The 18,723-nt window shown below is 70.4% G+C and carries 14 protein-coding genes; 11 read left to right on the top strand and 3 right to left on the bottom strand.

Going from position 1 to position 18,723, the window contains the following annotated elements; all coding sequences use genetic code 11:
* Positions 1-17 precede the first annotated feature (17 nt).
* The 3 genes from malQ to OHS16_RS20765 all read right to left on the bottom strand — a co-directional run bounded on the left by malQ (position 18) and on the right by OHS16_RS20765 (position 3,526).
* On the bottom strand, positions 18-2,096 hold the full coding sequence (malQ, locus tag OHS16_RS20775) for a 4-alpha-glucanotransferase (protein WP_328538724.1): 2,079 nt from the start codon (positions 2,094-2,096) through the stop codon (positions 18-20).
* Between the two features lie 63 nt (positions 2,097-2,159).
* Positions 2,160-2,387, bottom strand: a complete 228-nt coding sequence (locus OHS16_RS20770; RefSeq protein ID WP_328538723.1) for a hypothetical protein — start codon at positions 2,385-2,387, stop codon at positions 2,160-2,162.
* Between the two features lie 602 nt (positions 2,388-2,989).
* Positions 2,990-3,526 (bottom strand): HNH endonuclease, encoded by a 537-nt coding sequence (locus OHS16_RS20765; protein ID WP_328538722.1) that lies wholly within the window; start codon positions 3,524-3,526, stop codon positions 2,990-2,992.
* A 221-nt stretch (positions 3,527-3,747) separates the two neighbouring features.
* Here OHS16_RS20765 and OHS16_RS20760 point away from each other — a divergent pair, with 221 nt between their 5' ends.
* From OHS16_RS20760 to OHS16_RS20710, 11 genes are all read left to right on the top strand, one after another.
* Positions 3,748-4,836: a mechanosensitive ion channel family protein gene (locus OHS16_RS20760; protein WP_328538721.1), complete on the top strand. Its 1,089-nt coding sequence runs from the start codon at positions 3,748-3,750 to the stop codon at positions 4,834-4,836.
* A 220-nt stretch (positions 4,837-5,056) separates the two neighbouring features.
* Positions 5,057-6,265, top strand: a complete 1,209-nt coding sequence (locus tag OHS16_RS20755; protein WP_328538720.1) for an ROK family transcriptional regulator — start codon at positions 5,057-5,059, stop codon at positions 6,263-6,265.
* A 116-nt stretch (positions 6,266-6,381) separates the two neighbouring features.
* Entirely contained in the window at positions 6,382-7,716 is a 1,335-nt protein-coding gene (locus OHS16_RS20750; protein ID WP_328538719.1) for an ABC transporter substrate-binding protein, read from the top strand.
* Between the two features lie 6 nt (positions 7,717-7,722).
* Positions 7,723-8,664 (top strand): carbohydrate ABC transporter permease, encoded by a 942-nt coding sequence (locus tag OHS16_RS20745; protein ID WP_328538718.1) that lies wholly within the window; start codon positions 7,723-7,725, stop codon positions 8,662-8,664.
* 5 nt (positions 8,665-8,669) lie between these two features.
* Positions 8,670-9,572: a carbohydrate ABC transporter permease gene (locus OHS16_RS20740; protein ID WP_328538717.1), complete on the top strand. Its 903-nt coding sequence runs from the start codon at positions 8,670-8,672 to the stop codon at positions 9,570-9,572.
* A 7-nt stretch (positions 9,573-9,579) separates the two neighbouring features.
* Positions 9,580-10,887: a 6-phospho-beta-glucosidase gene (locus OHS16_RS20735; protein WP_328538716.1), complete on the top strand. Its 1,308-nt coding sequence runs from the start codon at positions 9,580-9,582 to the stop codon at positions 10,885-10,887.
* A complete protein-coding gene (locus tag OHS16_RS20730) occupies positions 10,878-11,858 on the top strand; it encodes an N-acetylglucosamine kinase (protein ID WP_328538715.1) in 981 nt (326 codons plus the stop codon). The genes OHS16_RS20735 and OHS16_RS20730 overlap by 10 nt, the downstream gene beginning before the upstream one ends.
* A 319-nt stretch (positions 11,859-12,177) precedes the next feature.
* Complete coding sequence (locus tag OHS16_RS20725) at positions 12,178-13,563, top strand: hypothetical protein (RefSeq protein ID WP_443042658.1); 1,386 nt, start codon at positions 12,178-12,180, stop codon at positions 13,561-13,563.
* A gap of 131 nt (positions 13,564-13,694) precedes the next feature.
* Positions 13,695-14,645, top strand: a complete 951-nt coding sequence (locus OHS16_RS20720) for a glutamate ABC transporter substrate-binding protein (RefSeq protein ID WP_328540925.1) — start codon at positions 13,695-13,697, stop codon at positions 14,643-14,645.
* A gap of 77 nt (positions 14,646-14,722) precedes the next feature.
* Entirely contained in the window at positions 14,723-16,075 is a 1,353-nt protein-coding gene (locus tag OHS16_RS20715) for a hypothetical protein (RefSeq protein ID WP_328538714.1), read from the top strand.
* A gap of 10 nt (positions 16,076-16,085) precedes the next feature.
* A complete protein-coding gene (locus OHS16_RS20710) occupies positions 16,086-18,722 on the top strand; it encodes a serine/threonine-protein kinase (protein WP_328538713.1) in 2,637 nt (878 codons plus the stop codon).
* The last annotated feature ends 1 nt before the right edge of the window (position 18,723 follow it).

Here is an 18,723-nt window from a genome sequence, read left to right as displayed (position 1 = left end):
CCAAATGTAGCGAACGCCTAAGCGGGGCGCGCGCCCGGGGGTGCCGTACGCGGTGCGAACTCGGCCATCAGCCGGTGCAGCCCGGGTGACGCGATCAGCTCCTCCAGAGTGAGCGGGCGGCCCTGCGCATCGGCGATCGGCAGTCGCCAGTTGGGGTACTGGTCCCAGGTACCCGGAAGGTTCTGCGGTCTTCGGTCACCCACCGCGTCCGGCAGCCAGATACCGGTCATCAGGGCGGGGGTGCGCAGCAGGAAGCGGTACACGGCGCGGACTTCACCCTCCTCGCTGCCCAGTCCCTCCGGCAGCAGCCCGAGACGGGAGAGACATCCGAGCCACTCGGCGACCTCGGCCCTGTCCTCGGCCTGCTCCTGGCCGAGAGGCCGGGTCAGCAGGCCGAGCCGGTACCGCAGTTCGACGTGTTCGCCGGTCAGCCGGGCCGCGGTGGACGGCAGATCGTGGGTGGTGGCGGTGGCCACGCACTGCTCCCGCCATCGCTCCGGCGGCAACGGCCGGCCCGTTGCGCTCCAGTCCCGCTCGAACCAGAGCACGGAGGTGCCGAGCACACCCGACGAGGACAGGGTGTCCCGTACCCCGGACTCGACGGTGCCCAGGTCCTCGCCGATGACCGGGGCGCCCGCCCGGTGCGCCTCGAGGGCCAGTACGGCGAGCATCGCGTCCGCGTCGTAACGCACGTACGTGCCCTCGGTGGGATCGCTGCCTTCGGGCACCCACCAGAGCCGGAAAAGACCCATCACATGGTCGATCCGCAGCGCGCCCGCGTTGCGGAGAATCCCGCGCAGCAGTCCGCGGAACGGTGCGTACCCGGAAGCGGCGAGCACATCGGGGCGCCAGGGCGGCAGACCCCAGTCCTGGCCGCGGGCGTTGAAGGCATCCGGTGGCGCACCCACCGACATACCGGAGGCGAAGGCGTCCTGCTGCGCCCAGGCGTCGGCGCCGCCCGGGTGCACTCCGACGGCCAGATCGTGGACCAGACCGATGTCCATGCCCGCTTCGAGCGCCGTGCGCTGAGCATCGGCGAGCTGGGTGTCGGTCAGCCAGGCCAGCCACATGTGGAAGTCGACCCGCTGCTGGAGCTCGACCCGCGCCCGGGCGGTCTCCGGCGAGCGGGGATCACGCAGCCCGGCCGGCCATGTGTGCCAGTCGGGGCCGTGCGCCTCGGCCAGGGCGCACCAGGTGGCGTGGTCGTCGAGTGCCTGGCCCTGTTGGGCGAGGAAGTCCGCGTAGGCCGCACGGCGGCCAGGGCCGAGCGGAATCCTGGCGACGAGTTCCAGGGCCTCCTTCTTCAGGGCCCACACCGCGTCGCGGTCGATCAGAGCGTCCTTGCGCAGCACGGCGTCGCGCAGCACCGCGGCCCGCCCGGGATGGCTGTGGTCAGCCACGTAGGCGTACTCGGGGACCGCCTCGATCCGCAGATGGACGGGGTCGGGGAAGCGGCGGGACGACGGCCGGTAGGGCGAAGGGTCACTGGGTGTGCCGTGCACCGCCGCGTGCAGCGGATTGACCTGGACGAATCCCGTGCCGTACACACGTCCCGACCAGGCGGCGAGTTCGGCGAGGTCGCCCAGGTCACCCATGCCCCAGGAGCGGGTGGACAGCAGCGAGTACAGCTGCACCAGGAAGCCGTGGGTACGCCTCGGGGGCTGCGGCACCCTGCCGGGCGACACCACCAGCACGGCCCGGGCGGTCCGGCCGTCCGGCGCTTCGGCACGCAGCCGGTGGACCCCTAACGGCAACTGCTGCCATGCGCGGTCGGATTCGTCCCCGGGGCCGACGCGCACGACAGCCCCGTCCCCTTCGGTCTCGATGCGCAGCACCGTGCCGTCCGGGAGGTCGCGTACCGCCTGTGGCGGCGCGCTGTCCGCCGTGGCCACCACGGTGGGCGGCAGCAGACGTTCCGCCTCGGCCGCCTCCTGGCGTGCGAGCGCCTCACTCACCGCTTCCGGCGTCGATGCGTCGACGTCCATCGCCGCCAGTACGGCGATCACGGTGGTGTCGGAGACCGGGACGGTGACGTCGTCGGAAGGTGAGTAGGAGGTGGCCACTCCGTGCAGCGCAGCGAGCCTGGCAAGGCTCATGCGGACTCCCCGTTCGGGCTCGGGCCTGAAGGCGCCGGCGGGAGCCGGCTCCGGGCTGCGGCGTCAGATTCCGGCGGCTGTTCCGTAAGCGGTGGGCTCGCTGGTCAGCGGCGTGGCGTCGGCGAGAGGCGGCTCGCTGGTCAGCGGCGCGACGTCGGCGAGGGGTGGTTCACTCGTGAGGGGGAGCTCCATGGAGCTCGTGCTCGAATCGGGGTCCATCAGCGGGTCAGGCATGAGCTCGGGGACCCGTTTGGAAAGGGCCGGGGGCAGAAGCTGGGCTGAAGCGGCCACAAGGGCCTCCGTAAGGTCGGCTACGAGGTCGGACACAGCCCTACCCAGTGGGCGCGGACCCATCCGTATACGTTCGGCCAACGTGTGCCAGGTCACATTTCGTTCTGCGTGTTCGATTATCCTCGCCTCTTCCTTCGGGGGCAATTCAGGCGGCGCGGCCGGCACGCGTTGACACCTTCGTCACGGGGGTGGTGGGCTCACCACCCGAACGGCGCAGTCGTCGGCAGGTGTTTCCGGCAGATCAGGGGGATCGGGGTGCAGCGCCGGCGCGGGGGACGAACGGCGGCCTTCGCTTTCCCCGTCACCCGCGGACCGTCCGGCGCATCGGCCTGCGCCCCGGTTGCCCCGGGGAGCAGGTCCGCTCCCGGCGCCGATCCGTACGGCCTCCGCCGAACCCGGTGAACCGCCGGGCCCGGACCGGGCGATGGACGGAGCGTGAGACGGTTCCGCCCCGCACGGTCGGCCGGTACGCACCGGGGCGACGAGGCGGGCGGCTGGCTGCGGGCCACCGTCACCGACGGGCTGACCACCCCGTTCGGCACCGGCGCGCGGCGCACCGGCCAACACCCGCGGGGGCGCGGGCCGGGCAACGGCCAGGGCCTTCAGGCCGAGACGCCGTCGATCCTGGCCATGGCGTCATCCGCGCCGAACGGCTGCAGGTAGGGCAGCCAGCGCGGGTCCCGGTGCCCGGTGCCGATGATGCGCCAGGCGAGCCCGCTCGGCGGGGCGGGCTGGTGCCGCAGCCGCCAGCCGAGCTCCAGCAGGTGCCGGTCGGCCTTCACGTGATTGCAGCGGCGGCACGCGGCGACCACATTGTCCCAGCGGTGCTGTCCGCCACGGCTGCGCGGAACGACATGGTCGACGCTGGTTGCGACGCCACCGCAGTACATGCAGCGCCCGCCGTCCCTTGCGAACAGCGCGCGGCGGGTGAGCGGGACGGGACCCCGGTAGGGGACCCGCACGAACCGCTTCAGCCGTACGACGCTGGGCGCGGGGACGATGCGGGTGGCGCTGTGCATGAAGGCGCCGGATTCCTCGAGGGAGACTGCCTTGTTCTCCAGGACGAGGACAAGCGCGCGGCGGAGCGGTACGACGCCGAGGGGCTCGTACGACGCGTTGAGAACCAGGACATGCGGCACGGCGGATGCCTCCTTGTACGCCGGCGGCGCGTGGCTCGCGCCGGGACGATCTGCTCTCAGTCTCTACTCCTGCCAGGTCGAAGCGCTACCAACGTCAGGTAACGGGCTCGGAGTGTTTTCGCCCACACTTCACGGTTGCGCAGGTGGGAACGGTCTCCTGGCCGGAGTACGGCACGAGGACGCCCCGATGCGCCGTTAGTGTGGATGGTCCGTCCGTACTTATGGAGGTTCCTGCCGTGACTGCCGTGACCTGGTCCGCTGCGTCGGGCGACAGCACCGGGCCCGGATCGGCCGACACCCTTGACGGGGCGCAGCAGTCGGCCACCAACGCCGCGGACTGGGTGGAGCAGAACTGGTCCACCTGGCTGTCGATCGGACTGCGTATCGCGCTGATCCTGGTCATCGCCGTGGTGCTGCGCTCCATCATCCGGCGTGCGCTGACCCGGCTCATAGACCGGATGAACCGCAGCGCCACGGCCGTCCAGGGCACCGCGCTCGGCGGCCTGCTGGTGAACGCCGAACGCCGCCGGCAGCGTTCCGAGGCCATCGGTTCGGTGCTGCGCTCGGTCGCGTCCTTCGTCATCCTCGGCACTGCCGCCCTGATGGTCCTCTCCACGCTGAAGATCGACCTGGCACCGCTGCTGGCATCGGCCGGCGTGGCCGGTGTCGCGATCGGTTTCGGTGCACGCAATCTGGTCACCGACTTCCTCTCCGGTGTCTTCATGATCATGGAGGACCAGTACGGCGTCGGGGACAGCATCGACGCCGGCGTCGCGTCGGGTGAAGTCATAGAGGTCGGCCTGCGGGTGACCAAGCTCCGCGGTGACCTGGGCGAGATCTGGTACGTCCGCAACGGTGAGATCAAGCGGATCGGCAACCTCAGCCAGGGCTGGGCGACGGCAGCCGTGGACGTACAGGTCAAGCCGTCCGAGGACCTGGAGCGGCTGCGTGAGGTGATCGGCACGGTGGCCGACGAACTGGCCAAGTCCGAGCCGTGGAACGAACGCCTCTGGGGTCCGATCGAGGTCCTGGGCCTTGATTCGGTACTGCTGGACTCGATGGTGCTGCGGGTCTCGGCCAAGACGATGCCGGGCAAGGCCCTGGGCGTGGAGCGCGAGCTGCGCTGGCGTCTCAAGCGTGCCCTGGACGAGGCCGGGATCCGTATCGTCGGCGGCCCGGTCGCGGTGGACACGCAGGAGCCGCCGGTCGACTCGGCGGCCTCGGTCGCCGCGCCTTCGGCCCTGGCGAGCCCGACCTCCGCGCAGTCCATCGCCGCGTCGCCGATCCCGCCGCAGGACCTGTCGAAGTAACAGCTCCGCGCGAGAGCCGACGGCCGGTCGGCGCCGCTGTCCCCCTCTCGTACACAAGGGCGCTCCCGCTGCACGCGGGGGCGCCCTTGTGCGCTGTCCAGGTAACGCTTTGGTTGCCGCACCGGGGCAGCCCATTGACGCCCGGCTGACCTGCGGCCTACGTTCCTCCCACCGAATTGGAAAGTTTCCTAACAGTGCCCGAAGGGCAGGTGCGTGCGGCATGACCGGTGGAACGACCCCCGGAACCCCGCGGGTTCTGCGAGCGATGAACGACCGCGCGGCGCTCGATCTCCTGCTGGAGCACGGCCCGCTCTCGCGCACCAGGATCGGCAAGCTGACCGGGCTCTCCAAACCGACCGCGTCCCAGCTGCTGGCGCGTCTCGAGGCGGCCGGTCTGGTGGTGGCCACCGGTACCAGCGAAGGCCGGCCGGGACCCAGCGCCCAGCTGTACGCGGTGAATGCCCGCGCCGCCCACGCGGCCGGGATCGACGTCAATCCGCAGCGCATCCGGGCCGCCGTCGCCGACATCACCGGGCGGACCGTCGGTGAGTTCAGACTGGCCACACCGGGGCGCCGCGGTACCGGCGCCGTCCAGCAGGTGACCGAAGCCCTGGACGGCGCCGTCAAGGCAGCCGGCCTGGTGCGGGCCGACGTACGGCGGGTGGTCATGGGCACCCCCGGCGCGTTCGACCCGAACACCGGGCGCCTGCGCTACGCCTCCCACCTGCCCGGCTGGCACTCCCCCACGCTGCTCGACGAGCTGGCGGCCGCACTGCCGATGCCCGTCGAGTACGAGAACGACGTCAACCTGGCCGCCATCGCCGAACAGCGGCTGGGAGCGGCCCGCGGGCACGACGACTTCGTACTGCTCTGGAACGAGGAGGGTGTCGGCGCCGCCGTCGTGCTCGGCGGCAGGCTGCATCGCGGCTTCACCGGGGGAGCCGGCGAGGTCGGCTTCATGCCGGTGCCCGGCGCGCCGCTGGTGCGGCAGGTCACCAAGGCCAACTCGGGCGGCTTCCAGGAACTGGCCGGGTCGCAGGCACTGGCCCGGCTGGCCCGTGAGGCCGGTATCGAGGACATCGGACATGGCTCGCACGCCGAGGTGGCGGCCGCACTGATCACACGGGCCGCACAGGCCACGACCGGGCCCTACCGGCACCTCCTCGAGGTCTTCGCCACCGGGATCGCCACCGGGCTGGCCTCACTGGTCGCCGTGCTCGACCCCGAACTGCTCGTGCTGTCCGGCGATCTGATCGTCGCGGGCGGGGAGCCGCTGCGTGAGCTCGTCCAGCGCGAGCTCGCCGAACTGGCCGCCGCACGGCCCCGGCTGGTGCTCGGTTCAGTACAGGAGCAGCCGGTACTGCGGGGCGCGCTGGAGAGCGCGCTGGCCACGACCCGCGACGAGGTGTTCGACACCTCGGCCCACTGACCCGCACCCGCCCGGCACACCCCGCCCCGTACACCCCGACCGCACAGCGCACGTCCGTCACAGCCTTCCCGTACCGCCCTTCGTACAGCCCGGATCCGCCAGAGGGAGATTCCGTCATGCCCAGAAACGCCCGAGTCGCCGCGGCCGTCGTCGCCGCTGCGTCCGTGTCCCTGCTCGCCGCCGCCTGTACGGGCCAGAGCTCCGGCGGGGCGGACGACGACGCCAACGCGAAGACCACCATCACCTTCTGGCACGGCTGGAGCGCGGCCGGCGAGGTCAAGGCGATCCAGGCGGACGTCGCCCGCTTCGAGAAGGTCCATCCGAACATCACGGTCAAGGTCGTCGGCAACATGACCGACGACAAGATCAACCAGGCCTTGCGGGGCGGCGGTTCCTCGGCTCCGGATGTGGTCTCGTCCTTCACCACCGACAACGTCGGAAAGTTCTGCTCGTCCGGCGCCTTCGCCGATCTGAAGCCGTTCATCGACAAGTCGAGGATCGACCTCGACAAGACGTTCACCAAGCCGCTTCAGGATTACACCCAGTTCGAAGGCAAGCGCTGCACTCTTCCCCTGCTCAGCGACGCATACGCGCTGTACTACAACAAGGACGCGTTCAAGGCGGCCGGAATAACCTCCCCGCCGAAGACCTGGACCGAGTTCGACAAGGACGCGGTCAAGCTGACCGAGCCCAAGGGCGACTCCTACCAGCAGCTCGGATTCATGCCGACCTTCCACGGCTACGAATCCACCCCCACCCATCTGGTGGCCCAGTGGAGCCCTGCCTATGTGGACGGCGCCGGCAAGTCCAACATCGCCAAGGACCCCGCGTTCGCGCGGATGTTCACCTGGCAGCAGGGGCTGGTGAAGAAGCTCGGCGGCTTCGCCCGACTGGAGAAGTACCGATCGGGCTTCGGTGACGAGTGGGGCGCCAAACACCCGTTCCAGACCGGACAGGTCGCCATGCAGCTGGACGGCGAATGGCGGCTCGGTATGGCCGAGGACGCCAAGTCGAAGGCCGACATCGGCGTGGCTCCGCTGCCGGTGCCCGAGGACCAGGCCGGCACCTACGGCAAGGGCTACATCACCGGCACGATCGTCGGCATTCCTTCGACCAGCAGGAAGCAGAACGCGGCCTGGGAGTTCGTCAGGTACATCACCACCGACACCGACGCCGTCGTGGACTTCGCCAACGACATCCACAACGTCCCGTCCACGCTGGCCGCCCTCAAGTCGCCGAAGCTGAAATTCGACCCGCGCCTGAAGACCTTCCTCGACATCGCGCGGAACCCGGACTCCAACACCACACCCGCCTCCGTGAACGGAGGCACCTACCAGGTGACGCTGCAGGACTTCGGCTACGACTTCGAGTCGGGCAGGACGAAGGATCTGAAGGCCGGTCTGCGAAAGACCGCAGCGCAGATCGACAAGGACATCGAGAAGGCGAAGTAGCCTCCCGTGACCACGTACACCCCGCGCTCGAAGCGCCGCAGGGCGGCCCTTCGGACGGCGGCCTTCATGTCGCCCTGGCTCATCGGATTCAGCGTCTTCTTCGTCTATCCGCTGGTCTCGACCGTCTACTTCTCGTTCACCGACTACGACGGCTTCAAGCAGCCGGTCTTCAACGGGCTGAAGAACTGGACGTATGTCTTCACCGACTATCCGGACTTCTGGCCCGCGATGCGCAACACTCTGTGGCTGGTGATCGTCATGGTGGCCTGCCGGGTGGTGTTCGGCCTCGGTATCGGGCTGCTGATCACCAGGATCAAGACCGGCGCCGGGATCTTCAGGACCCTCTTCTATCTGCCCTATCTGGCGCCCCCGGTCGCCGCCACCCTCGCCTTCGTCTTCCTGCTCAACCCGGGTACCGGCCCGGCCAATTCGGTTCTCGGCGACATCGGCCTGCCGACACCCGGCTGGTTCACCGACGCGAGCTGGTCGAAGCCGGCCCTGACGATGCTCGCGGTCTGGGGCATCGGCGACCTGATGGTGATCTTCATGGCCGCGTTGCTCGACGTGCCGAGAGAGCAGTACGAGGCCGCCGAGCTCGACGGGGCTTCAGCGGTGCAGCGCTTCCGGTTCGTGACACTGCCGAACATCTCGCCCATCGTGATGTTCGCCGTGGTCACCGGGATCATCCAGGCGATGCAGTACTACACCCAGCCCCTGGTGGCCGGGAAGGTCGCGTCGGGGATCATCGGCGGCAGCGGCCAGCAGTTCACGCCCGGCTTTCCGGACAAGTCCACGCTGACCCTGCCGCAGCTCGTCTACTCACTCGGCTTCCAGCGCTTCGACTACGGCTCGGCGTGTGTGGTCGCGCTGGTGCTCTTCGCCCTCGCCATGGCCTTCACCGCACTGCTGATGCGGCGTCGCGGCGGACTCGTACAGGCAGGTGACTGACCGTCATGACCCAGCTCACCCATGCCGCCGACGCCTCGTCCGCCCGGACAGGGAACGGAGCCGGTGCCGAGCGGGCCGCGCGCCGCAGGACACTGCTGCACTGGACAGCCGTGCACGCCCTGGGCGTCGCCGCCGCGCTCTTCTTCGTGCTGCCGTTCGTCTTCCTGGTCCTCACCTCTCTGATGAGCGACCAGCAGACACTGACCCGCGATCTGTGGCCGCACACCTTCGAGTGGTCCAACTACCGCAAGGTCTTCGACACCCCGGGCTTCCTGACCTGGTGGCGGAACACCCTGCTGTACGCAGGCCTCGGCACGGTGCTGACCGTCGTCTCCTCGCTGCCGGTCGCCTACGCGCTCGCCAAGTTCCGCTTCCGCGGCCGGCATCTGTCCCTGATGCTCGTCATCTCGATGATGATGCTGCCGCCCCAGGTCGTGATCATCCCGATGTATCTGTTCTGGGCGAAACAGCTGGACCTGTCCGGCACACTCTGGCCGCTGATCATTCCGATGGCCTTCGGCGACGCGTTCTCCATCTTCCTGCTGCGGCAGTTCCTGCTGACCATCCCCAACGAGTACATCGACTCCGCCCGGGTCGACGGCTGCGGCGAGTTCCGCACGCTGATCAAGGTCATTGTCCCGATGGCCAAGCCGGGCATCGCGGCCGTCGCGCTCTTCCAGTTCTTCTACGCCTGGAACGACTACTTCGGACCGCAGATCTACACCTCGGAGAACCCGGCGGCCTGGACGCTGTCCTACGGCCTCGAGTCCTTCAAAGGCGCACACCACACCGACTGGAACCTGACCATGGCCGCGACCGTACTGGTCATGGCCCCCGTGATCCTCGTCTTCTTCTTCGCACAGAAGGCCTTTGTCGAGGGCGTCACACTGACCGGAGTGAAGGGCTGATCTCCATATGAAGCTCGCAGTAGTGGGGGGCGGGTCGACCTACACCCCCGAACTCATCGACGGTTTCGCCCGGTTGCGCGACACGCTTCCGATCAGTGAGCTGGTACTCGTCGACCCTGCGGCCGACCGCCTTGCACTGGTGGGCGGCCTGGCCCGGCGGATCTTCGCCAGACAGGGCCACCCCGGTGTCATCACCACGACATCGGACCTGGACGCGGGCATCGCCGACGCCGACGCCGTACTCCTCCAGCTGCGGGTCGGCGGGCAGGCGGCCCGTCAGCAGGACGAGACCTGGCCACTGGACTGCGGCTGCGTCGGCCAGGAGACGACGGGGGCCGGAGGGCTCGCCAAGGCGCTGCGCACCGTGCCGGTGGTGCTCGACATCGCCGAGCGGGTCCGGCGCACCAACCCGGACGCCTGGATCATCGACTTCACCAACCCGGTGGGCATCGTCACGCGGGCGCTGCTGCAGGCCGGGCACAAGGCCGTGGGGCTGTGCAATGTCGCCATCGGCTTCCAGCGGAAGTTCGCCGCCAGGCTCGACGTCGCGCCGTCCGACGTGTTCCTCGATCACGTGGGCCTCAACCACCTCAGCTGGGAGCTCGGAGTCCGCATCGGCGGTCCCGAAGGCGAGGACGTACTGCCGAAGCTGCTGGCCGAGCACGGCGACTCGATCGCCGGCGATCTGCACCTGCCGCGCTCGGTGCTCGACCGGCTCGGCGTGGTGCCGTCGTACTACCTGCGCTACTTCTACGCGCACGACGAGGTCGTACGGGAGATGCGGACCAAGCCGTCCCGGGCCGCCGAGGTCGCCGCGATGGAGAAGGAACTGCTCACCCTGTACGGCGACCCCCAGCTGGACGAGAAGCCCGCGCTGCTCGCCAAGCGGGGCGGCGCCTTCTACTCGGAGGCCGCCGTGGACCTGGCGTCCTCGCTGCTCGGCGGAGGAAGCGGCTCCCCGGCCCGGGGCGGCGACGGGCGACGGGCGGGCGGCTCCCGCCACCAGGTGGTGAACACCCTCAACAACGGCACGCTGCCCTTCCTCGCCGACGACGCGGTGATCGAGGTTCAGGCCAGGGTGGACGGCAGCGGCGCGACACCGCTGGCCGTACCCGCGCTCGATCCGCTCTACGCAGGGCTGATCGCGCAGGTCACGGCGTACGAGGACCTCGCCCTGGACGCCGCGCTGCGCGGCGGGCGCGACCGCGTCTTCCGGGCGCTGCTGGCACACCCGCTCATCGGGCAGTACGCGTACGCGGACGAGCTGACGGACAAGCTCCTCGCGCACAACCGGGAGCATCTCGCGTGGGCGTGACAGCAAGTGTGCTGGCGATAGACGCCGGCAACAGCAAGACCGACGTGGCCGTGGTGGCCGCGGACGGCACCGTCATCGGCCGGGGCCGGGCCGGCGGCTTCCAGCCGCCGGTGGTGGGGATCGACGCCGCGGTCGACGTCCTGGCCCGCGCGGTGGACGCGGCGCTGCGCCAGGCCGGCTGCTCGGGCGAAGGGCCGTTCGCCGGGCTCGTCTCGGCATGTCTGGCCAACGCCGATCTCCCGGTCGAGGAACGTGAACTCGCCACCGCGATACGGGCCCGCCGCTGGGGCCGTGCGGTGGAGGTGCGCAACGACACCTTCGCGATCCTCCGGGCGGGTGTGGACGAACCGCGCGGGGTGGCCGTGGTCTGCGGGGCCGGCATCAACTGCGTGGGCATGACCCCCGACGGGCGCACCGCCCGCTTTCCCGCGATCGGCCGGATCTCCGGCGACTGGGGCGGCGGCGGCGGACTGGCCGAGGAGGCACTGTGGCACGCGGCGCGGGCCGAGGACGGGAGGGGCGGACCGACCGAGCTGGCACGGGCGCTGCCCGCGCACTTCGGGCTGCCGACCATGTACGCGCTGATCGAGGCGCTGCATCTGGGCCGGGTCACGGCCGAGCGCAGACATGAGCTGACCCCGGTGCTCTTCGCCACCGCGGCGGCCGGCGACCCGATCGCCAAGACACTCGTCGAGCGGCAGGCCGAGGAGGTCGTCTCGCTCGCCTCGGTGGCGCTCGGGCGGCTCGGACTGCTCGACGACGAGGTCCCGGTGCTGCTGGGCGGCAGCGTACTGGCCGCCCGCCACCCGCAGTTGGACGATCACATCCGCCGGCTGCTGGCGGGACGGGCCCCGAAGGCCGTCCCGCGTGTGGTGACGGCGCCCCCGGTGCTCGGCGCGGCCCTGCTGGGGCTCGACCGGGTGGCGGCGCCCGCGGAGTCCTACGCCCGGGTGCGGGCGCAGTACGCGTAACGTTCCGGCCGCTGCCGGGCAGGGGGGTGCGGGCCGCGAGTGCGGCCCGCACCCCCCTTTCCACGTGCCGGTGTTGTGCCGCCGCACCCGCGGGCGAACATGCGGGTGAACAGCTGATCGGCAGGGCTCGAACGGGAACCGAATTGATCCCCGCGGCGTATTCATGAGGGGGACACAGCGGGGAGGCGGGCGACAGGTCGATCAAGATCGAGTCAATCCTGGTGTGGATGTCGCTCCCTGCCGCCATACTGCTGGCCGGGCACCCGTATCCCGACGCCGCGGGAGACGGGAAACCGTCCGTGACCGAGGGGGAGGTCAAGTGGTACAGCCGCCGAACGGGGGCACAGCGCAGGCTTCACCGCCCGTGCAGGCCCCCCCGCCCGTGCGTCCGCCCGCGCCCGGCAACGGCCGGGCCGGGTCCAGGAGCCGGCTCCGCGCGGCGGCGACGACCGAGCCCGGACGGCTGTGGATCATCGGCTCCGTGGTGGCGGCGCTGCTGGTGGCCTTCGGAGCGGTGACGGCGGTCGAGATCTCCGACCGCGCCGCGGCCGCCGACGACGTGGTGAACCACAGCCAGCCGCTCAGCGCGGACGCCGCGAACATCTACCGCTCGCTGGCCGACGCGGACACCGCGGCGGCGAGCGGCTTCCTGGCCGGCACCCAGGAACCGGCGGATGTGCGCGCCCGCTACGACAGGGACATCAGCACGGCCTCCCGACTGCTGGTGAAGGCCGCGGCCAACACCGACCGGTCCACCGACTCGGCGCGGCAGATAGCCCGGATCAACGAACAACTCCCCCGCTACACCGGCCTGATCGAGCGCGCCCGGGCCGCCAACCGGCAGGGCCTGCCGCTCGGCGGCGCGTATCTGCGCTATGCCAATGAGCAGATGAACACCCAGCTCCTCCCGGCCGCCGAGAAGCTGTACGAGGCCGAGACCGGCCGGCTGTACGACGACTACGACTCCGCGACGGTCTGGCCGTACTTCGGCACGGTGGTGGGGGTTCTGGCGCTCGGCGGACTGCTCTGGATCCAGCGGCGGAACTTCCTGCGCACCAACCGGGTCTTCAACCACGGCCTGGTGGCCGCGTCGGCCGCCGCCGTCGTCGTCCTGCTGTGGACGGTGGCCGGGCATCTGGTCGCGGACGCCGATCTGCGGGACTCCCGGGCCAACGGCCAGGAATCGCTCAAGGTCCTCAACGACGCCCGGATCAGCTCGCTCAAGGCACGCTCCAACGAGAACCTCACGCTGGTCGCCCGTGGCGCCGTGCTGACCAAGGACGGCAAGCACGACCAGTACGAGTTCGACTACGCCAAGGAGATGGCGTCCCTGGTCAGCGGGCTCAACAGGGCGAAGGCCCTGGCCGACGACACCGCGGGCAGCACACCGGTGCGGAACGCGGTGAAGGACGTCGGTATCTGGAAGGGCAGGCACGCCACCGCACGGCACACGGACGACAGCGGCGACTACAACGGCGCGCTGGCGGAGGTCATCGGCACGACGAACTCCACCGGCCAGTGCTTCGACCAGGTGGACAAGGCTCTTGAGCAGGCGCTCACCCATGAGCAGAACGAATTCACCGGGGCCGCTTCGGACGGACGGGGCGCGCTGACCGGACTTCCGGTGGGCGCTGCCGTGCTGGCAGCTCTCGGTGCGGCGGCTGCCGGGCTGGGTGTCAGCCGCAGGCTTTCGGAGTACAGGTGAGGAGGCGCAGCGTGCTGAATTCTGCCGGGGAACACACCCCGTCCCCCCACTTCGGACCCGACGGCCCGGGGACCGGCCGGCTACGCGGTCACGGGGGCAGCCGGCTGCGCGGCTGGGGCGGTGTCACGGGCATGGCCGCGGCCTGTGTGCTGACGGCCGCCGCGACCCTGGTTCCCCTGGCGCTGGGCGCCGGCAGCTCAGGCGACCGCGGTCAGCTGGGCGGGCAGAGGGTGGCGCAGGCCTCCCCCGCCAAGGCGGACACCTGCAAGGACCCGGAGGCGAGCCTCCCGCCTTCGAGCGCCGACGGCCCCACCATCGACAGGATCAAGCAGGCGGACAGGCTGGTCGTGGGAGTCGACCAGAACAGCTACCGCTGGGGCTACCGCGATCCGGCGGGCGGCAAGCTCGAGGGCTTCGACATCGACCTCGTCCGTGCCATAGCGAAGAACATCCTGGGAGATCCCGACAAGGTCACGTACCGGGCCATTCCGACCAATCAGCGGATCGAAGCGCTGCAGGAGGACAAGGTCGACATCGTGGTCCGGACGATGACGGTCAACTGCGCGCGGATCAAGCAGGTGGCCTTCTCGACCGCCTACTTCCAGGCGGGGCAGCAGGTACTCGCCCCCAAGGACTCCTCGATCACCGGGTACAACGACACGCTGAAGGGCAAGGAGGTCTGCACCGCCACCGGTTCGACGGCCTACGACGCACTCAAGGAGAAGTCGTTCGGCGCGCTCTTCGCCGACACGGAAACCGAGCAGCGCACCGTGCCCAGCCAGCTCGACTGTCTGGTCCGGATCCAGCTGGGACTGGTCGACGCCGTGGTGACGGACAACGCGCTTGCGGCCGGCCAGGCGGCGCAGGATCCAGCGGTCGCGCTCAAGGGTGAGCCCTTCACCACCGAGTACTACGGCGTCGCGACCAAGTCCGGCAATGACGATCTGGTGCGCCGGATCAACCAGGTGCTGGTCGACTACCGCAAGGGCGGCGCCGACAGCCCCTGGATGAAGGCGTACAACAAGTGGCTCGCCGCCGACCTGAAGGGGATATCGGGCCCGCCGGCACCCAAGTACCGGTAGAGCGCGGCATTTACGGTCCGAGGAGGGTCGCGGACCGGCGGTATGGGCAGGACTCAATCCGAGTGGAGAGGTGATTGATGGGCGTCGCGGGTTCCGTCCCCAGTGCCGGGGGGCCGGAGAGGTCTCCTCGGCCGGTGATGGACCGGGACGAGGTGGACCGTGCTCTGGCGCGGCTCGGCGCGGAGCACGAGGCGATCGAGACCTCGCTCCTCGCCCTGCAGGACCACGCCGGCCGCCGCCTCCTCGAGGGTGCCGAACTCACGGGGGTCACGAAGGACCGCTGGGCCGCCACCGAGCAGTCCATCACCGTGCTGTGGGCGTACTTCGACGCCTATGCGGCGGCGCTGGACAACGCCCGTACCCTGCGGGCCCGCAGGCGCTGGCCCAGCCGGGACGATCTGGCCGACCTCACCGATGTGCTGCGTGGCCGGGGCATCACCCTGGCCGGCGCGGCCACCCACTCCGCACCCGCCTACCCGGCCCTGGCACTCGAAGGACCGGCCGTGCTCACCGAGCGGTTCTCGCTCGAGGAGCTGGTGAGCAGGATGAACGAGCTGTACGCCCGGTCCCTGGACATGGTCGTCGCATCGGACTCCGTGTGGTCCGCACTGCCTGCCCGGATAGATCTGCTCTCCGCCGAGCTGGCGCGCACCCGCTCGCTCGCGCACTCCGTCGGCGTACGCCCCGGCGAACATCCGGCGGGCGACGAGCTGGAGGCGATCACCGATGAGCTGAGCGCCCTGCGCGCCGAGGTGATCTCCGACCCGCTGGCCTACTGGCACAGCGCGCGGGGCAGTTCGGCGCCGGGCGGCGGCCGCCCCGACACCGAGCGCTACGACACGGCAGCCCGCGCCCTCGATGACATCAGGCGGGAGATCGACGCGGTTCTCACCGTGCGGCAGGACGCCGAACAGCGGCTGCTGCGGCTGCGGGACGTGCTGACCCGCGCCGACCGCACACTCACCGAGGCGAGATCGGCGCGTGGCGAGGTGCTGGCGAAGATCGCCGCGTCCGAGGTCCCCGCGGTGAGCGGGCCTTCGACCATGCTGCAGGAGCAGCTGCGCGCCGCGGCCGAATACCGCAGGCACGCCCAGTGGCACCGTCTCTCACCGCTTCTGGAGTCGCTCGAGCAGGAGGCAGAGGACGAACTGCTGCGCGCCCGTGAGTCGTTGTCGGCGGTCACCGAGCCGCTCGCGGTCCGCGCGGAGCTGCGGGGCAGGCTGGACGCGTACAAGGCAAAGGTCGCCCGGCACGGGATGGCCGAGGATCCGCTGCTGATCGAGCGGTACGACGCGGCCCGCAGAATGCTGTGGAGCGCGCCGTGCGATCTGCGCGTCGCCGAACAGGCGGTACTGCGCTATCAGCAGGCCGCGGCGGAGGCCCTGGTCCCGAGGCAGTCCGGGCCTGCCGACCACAGGGGGAACGCATGAGGAAAACGGTATGAGCGACCAGCGGAAGTGCCAGCGGCCCGGTTGTGAGGGCAGCTACGAGGACATGGGCGGCGGCGAGCTGTACTGCGGCGTCTGCGGGCTCGCCCCGGTCGTCTCGCCCACCGGCAGGGTGAGCTCACCGCCGACCGGCGTCACCCGGGCCGGACGCGGCAGCGACAGTTCGTCGGCGCGGAGCGGCTCGTCGTCACGCGCGTCCGCGCGTTCGTCGTCCCGCTCCTCCACCTCGCGCAGGTCTGTCTCCGGGCGGCTCTCGCGTTCGGTGTCGGGACGGACATCGGCCCGTTCGGTATCGGTGCGCAGCTCCGGGGCGTCGGCGAGTTCGTCGGCGCGCAGCCGGCTCGGTGCCGGTCTTGTCTCCGTTCCGGACGTGCCGCGTCCCGATCCGCGGTCCGCGGTGATGGAGCATCCCGAGGTCCCCGAGCGGAAGCGTTTCTGCTCACGATCCGACTGCGGTGCGCAGGTCGGGCGTTCACGGGGTGACAGGCCGGGCAGGACCGAGGGGTTCTGCACCAAGTGCGGGCATCCGTACTCCTTCGTGCCGAAGCTGGTCACCGGTGACATCGTGCACGGGCAGTACGAAGTGATGGGCTGCCTGGCACACGGCGGTCTCGGCTGGGTCTATCTCGCCGTCGACCGCGCGGTGTCCGACCGCTGGGTGGTGCTCAAGGGCCTGCTGGACACGGGAGACCAGGACGCCATGGCCGCCGCGATCTCGGAGCGGCGCTTCCTCGCCGAGATCGAGCACTCCAACATCGTGCGGATCTACAACTTCGTCGAGCATCTCGATCAGCGCACCGGCTCCATGGACGGTTACATCGTCATGGAGTACGTCGGCGGCAAGTCGCTCAAGGAGATCGCCAACGAGCGGCGCAGCAGCACCGGCAAGCGGGACCCGCTGCCGGTGGAGCAGGCGTGTGCGTACGGCATCGAGGCCCTGGAGGCGCTCGGCCATCTGCACAGCCGCAATGTGCTGTACTGCGACTTCAAGGTGGACAACGCGATCCAGCAGCAGGACCAGCTGAAGCTCATCGACATGGGCGCGGTGCGCAGGATGGACGACAACGAGTCGGCCATCTACGGCACGGTCGGCTACCAGGCGCCCGAGGTCGCCGATGCCGGGCCGTCGATCGCGTCCGATCTGTACACGGTGGCGCGCACGCTCGCGGTGCTGACCTTCGACTTCCAGGGCTACACGAATGTCTTCGTGGACAGCCTTCCCGACCCGGACAACATCGAGGTCTTCCGCACCTACGAGTCCTTCTACCGGCTGCTGGTCCGGGCGACCGATCCGGATCCGGCGCGCAGGTTCTCCTCCGCCGCCGAGATGGCCGAGCAGCTGACGGGGGTACTGCGCGAGGTCGTAGCGGTCCAGACCGGCCGTCCGAGGCCCGCGCTCTCGACGCTGTTCGGACCGGAGGTGAGGGTCACCGACACCACCTTGTTCGCCGAGCTGACCGGGGACGTGTCCGTGCTCGGGGCACGCACCGGGCCGGCCGGGCGGCGCACCGCCAAGCGGGACGCCCGGCGCGGCGCGGCAGTCCACGGCGGGGCGGCCACCTCCAGCGGCCACCCGGGCGCCCTGGCCGCCGCGGGGGCCGCGCCGGTCGGCGTGGTCTTCGCCCGGTCTCCCGCCCAGGCGCCGATCCCCGCCCAGCGGCCACCGCGGCCCGCCGTACCGGCAGTCCCGCCCCAGGCGTTCATCGCCGGTCTCGATGCCAGGGCCACCGCGCTGGCCCTGCCATTGCCGCGGGTCGACCCGAACGACCCCAACGCCGGTTTCCTGGCGGGTCTGATGGCCTCCGCCCCCGCCGAGCTGATCGCCGCCCTCGATGCCGCACCGGGCGATTCGCTGGAACGCGATCTGCGCCGGGTGCGCGCCCTTCTGGACAACCAGGACACCTACTCGGCGATCGGTCTGATCGAGACGCTGGAGGCGCACCACCCCGAGGACTGGCGGGTCGTCTGGTACCGGGGTCTTGCCTCGCTGGTGACCGGCGACCACGGGACGGCGGCGGTCTCCTTCGACGCGATCTACGACGCGTTCCCCGGTGAGCCGTCCCCGAAGCTGGCGCTCGGTGTCTGCGCCGAGGTCCTCGGCCAGCTGGACAACGCCGCCGAGTACTACCGCCTGGTGTGGTCGACCGATCCGGGTTTCGTCAGCGCGGCCTTCAGCCTGGCCAGGGTCCAGCTCGCCATGGGTGAACGCGGCGGCGCCGTACGGACACTGGAGTCCGTTGCCGAATCCTCGATCCACTTCACGGCGGCCCGCGTCGCCGCCGTACGGGCGCGGCTGCGCCGGCGGGCGGCGACCGACCCGCTGCTGGACGACCTGCGGGCGGCCGCGGACCAGGTGGCGGCTCTCCAGCAGTTCGGACTCGACGCCGTACGCCGCGAACAGCTGACCACCGAAGTGCTGGGTACGGCCCTCGACTGGGTACTCTCCGGGGGCCGGGGCGGCCAAGTGGCGGGGACCACCACCCTGCTCGGCAGCCCACTCGACGAGCGAGGCCTGCGCTTCGGTCTTGAACGCTCGTACCGGGTACTCGCCCGGCTCGCCCAGCGTGGCGAGGAGAGGATCGACCTGGTGGAGCGGGCCAACCGTTTCCGCCCCCGGACGTGGGTGTGAG

Origin of the sequence: Streptomyces sp. NBC_00344, assembly GCF_036088315.1 — a bacterium.
Taxonomy (GTDB): Bacteria; Actinomycetota; Actinomycetes; order Streptomycetales; family Streptomycetaceae; genus Streptomyces.
The sequence above is the reverse complement of the archived record's forward strand: the minus strand, read 5'-3'. Positions and strand labels throughout refer to the sequence as shown.

What these genes read in the sequence shown, in the direction of transcription:
- malQ (WP_328538724.1), bottom strand. Translation starts at nt 2,096, where the DNA reads ATGAGCCTTGCCAGGCTCGCTGCGCTGCACGGAGTGGCCACCTCCTAC.
- OHS16_RS20760 (WP_328538721.1), top strand. Translation starts at nt 3,748, where the DNA reads ATGGAGGTTCCTGCCGTGACTGCCGTGACCTGGTCCGCTGCGTCGGGC.
- OHS16_RS20755 (WP_328538720.1), top strand. Translation starts at nt 5,057, where the DNA reads ATGACCGGTGGAACGACCCCCGGAACCCCGCGGGTTCTGCGAGCGATG.
- OHS16_RS20750 (WP_328538719.1), top strand. Translation starts at nt 6,382, where the DNA reads ATGCCCAGAAACGCCCGAGTCGCCGCGGCCGTCGTCGCCGCTGCGTCC.
- OHS16_RS20740 (WP_328538717.1), top strand. Translation starts at nt 8,670, where the DNA reads ATGACCCAGCTCACCCATGCCGCCGACGCCTCGTCCGCCCGGACAGGG.
- OHS16_RS20735 (WP_328538716.1), top strand. Translation starts at nt 9,580, where the DNA reads ATGAAGCTCGCAGTAGTGGGGGGCGGGTCGACCTACACCCCCGAACTC.
- OHS16_RS20720 (WP_328540925.1), top strand. Translation starts at nt 13,695, where the DNA reads ATGGCCGCGGCCTGTGTGCTGACGGCCGCCGCGACCCTGGTTCCCCTG.
- OHS16_RS20715 (WP_328538714.1), top strand. Translation starts at nt 14,723, where the DNA reads ATGGGCGTCGCGGGTTCCGTCCCCAGTGCCGGGGGGCCGGAGAGGTCT.
- OHS16_RS20710 (WP_328538713.1), top strand. Translation starts at nt 16,086, where the DNA reads ATGAGCGACCAGCGGAAGTGCCAGCGGCCCGGTTGTGAGGGCAGCTAC.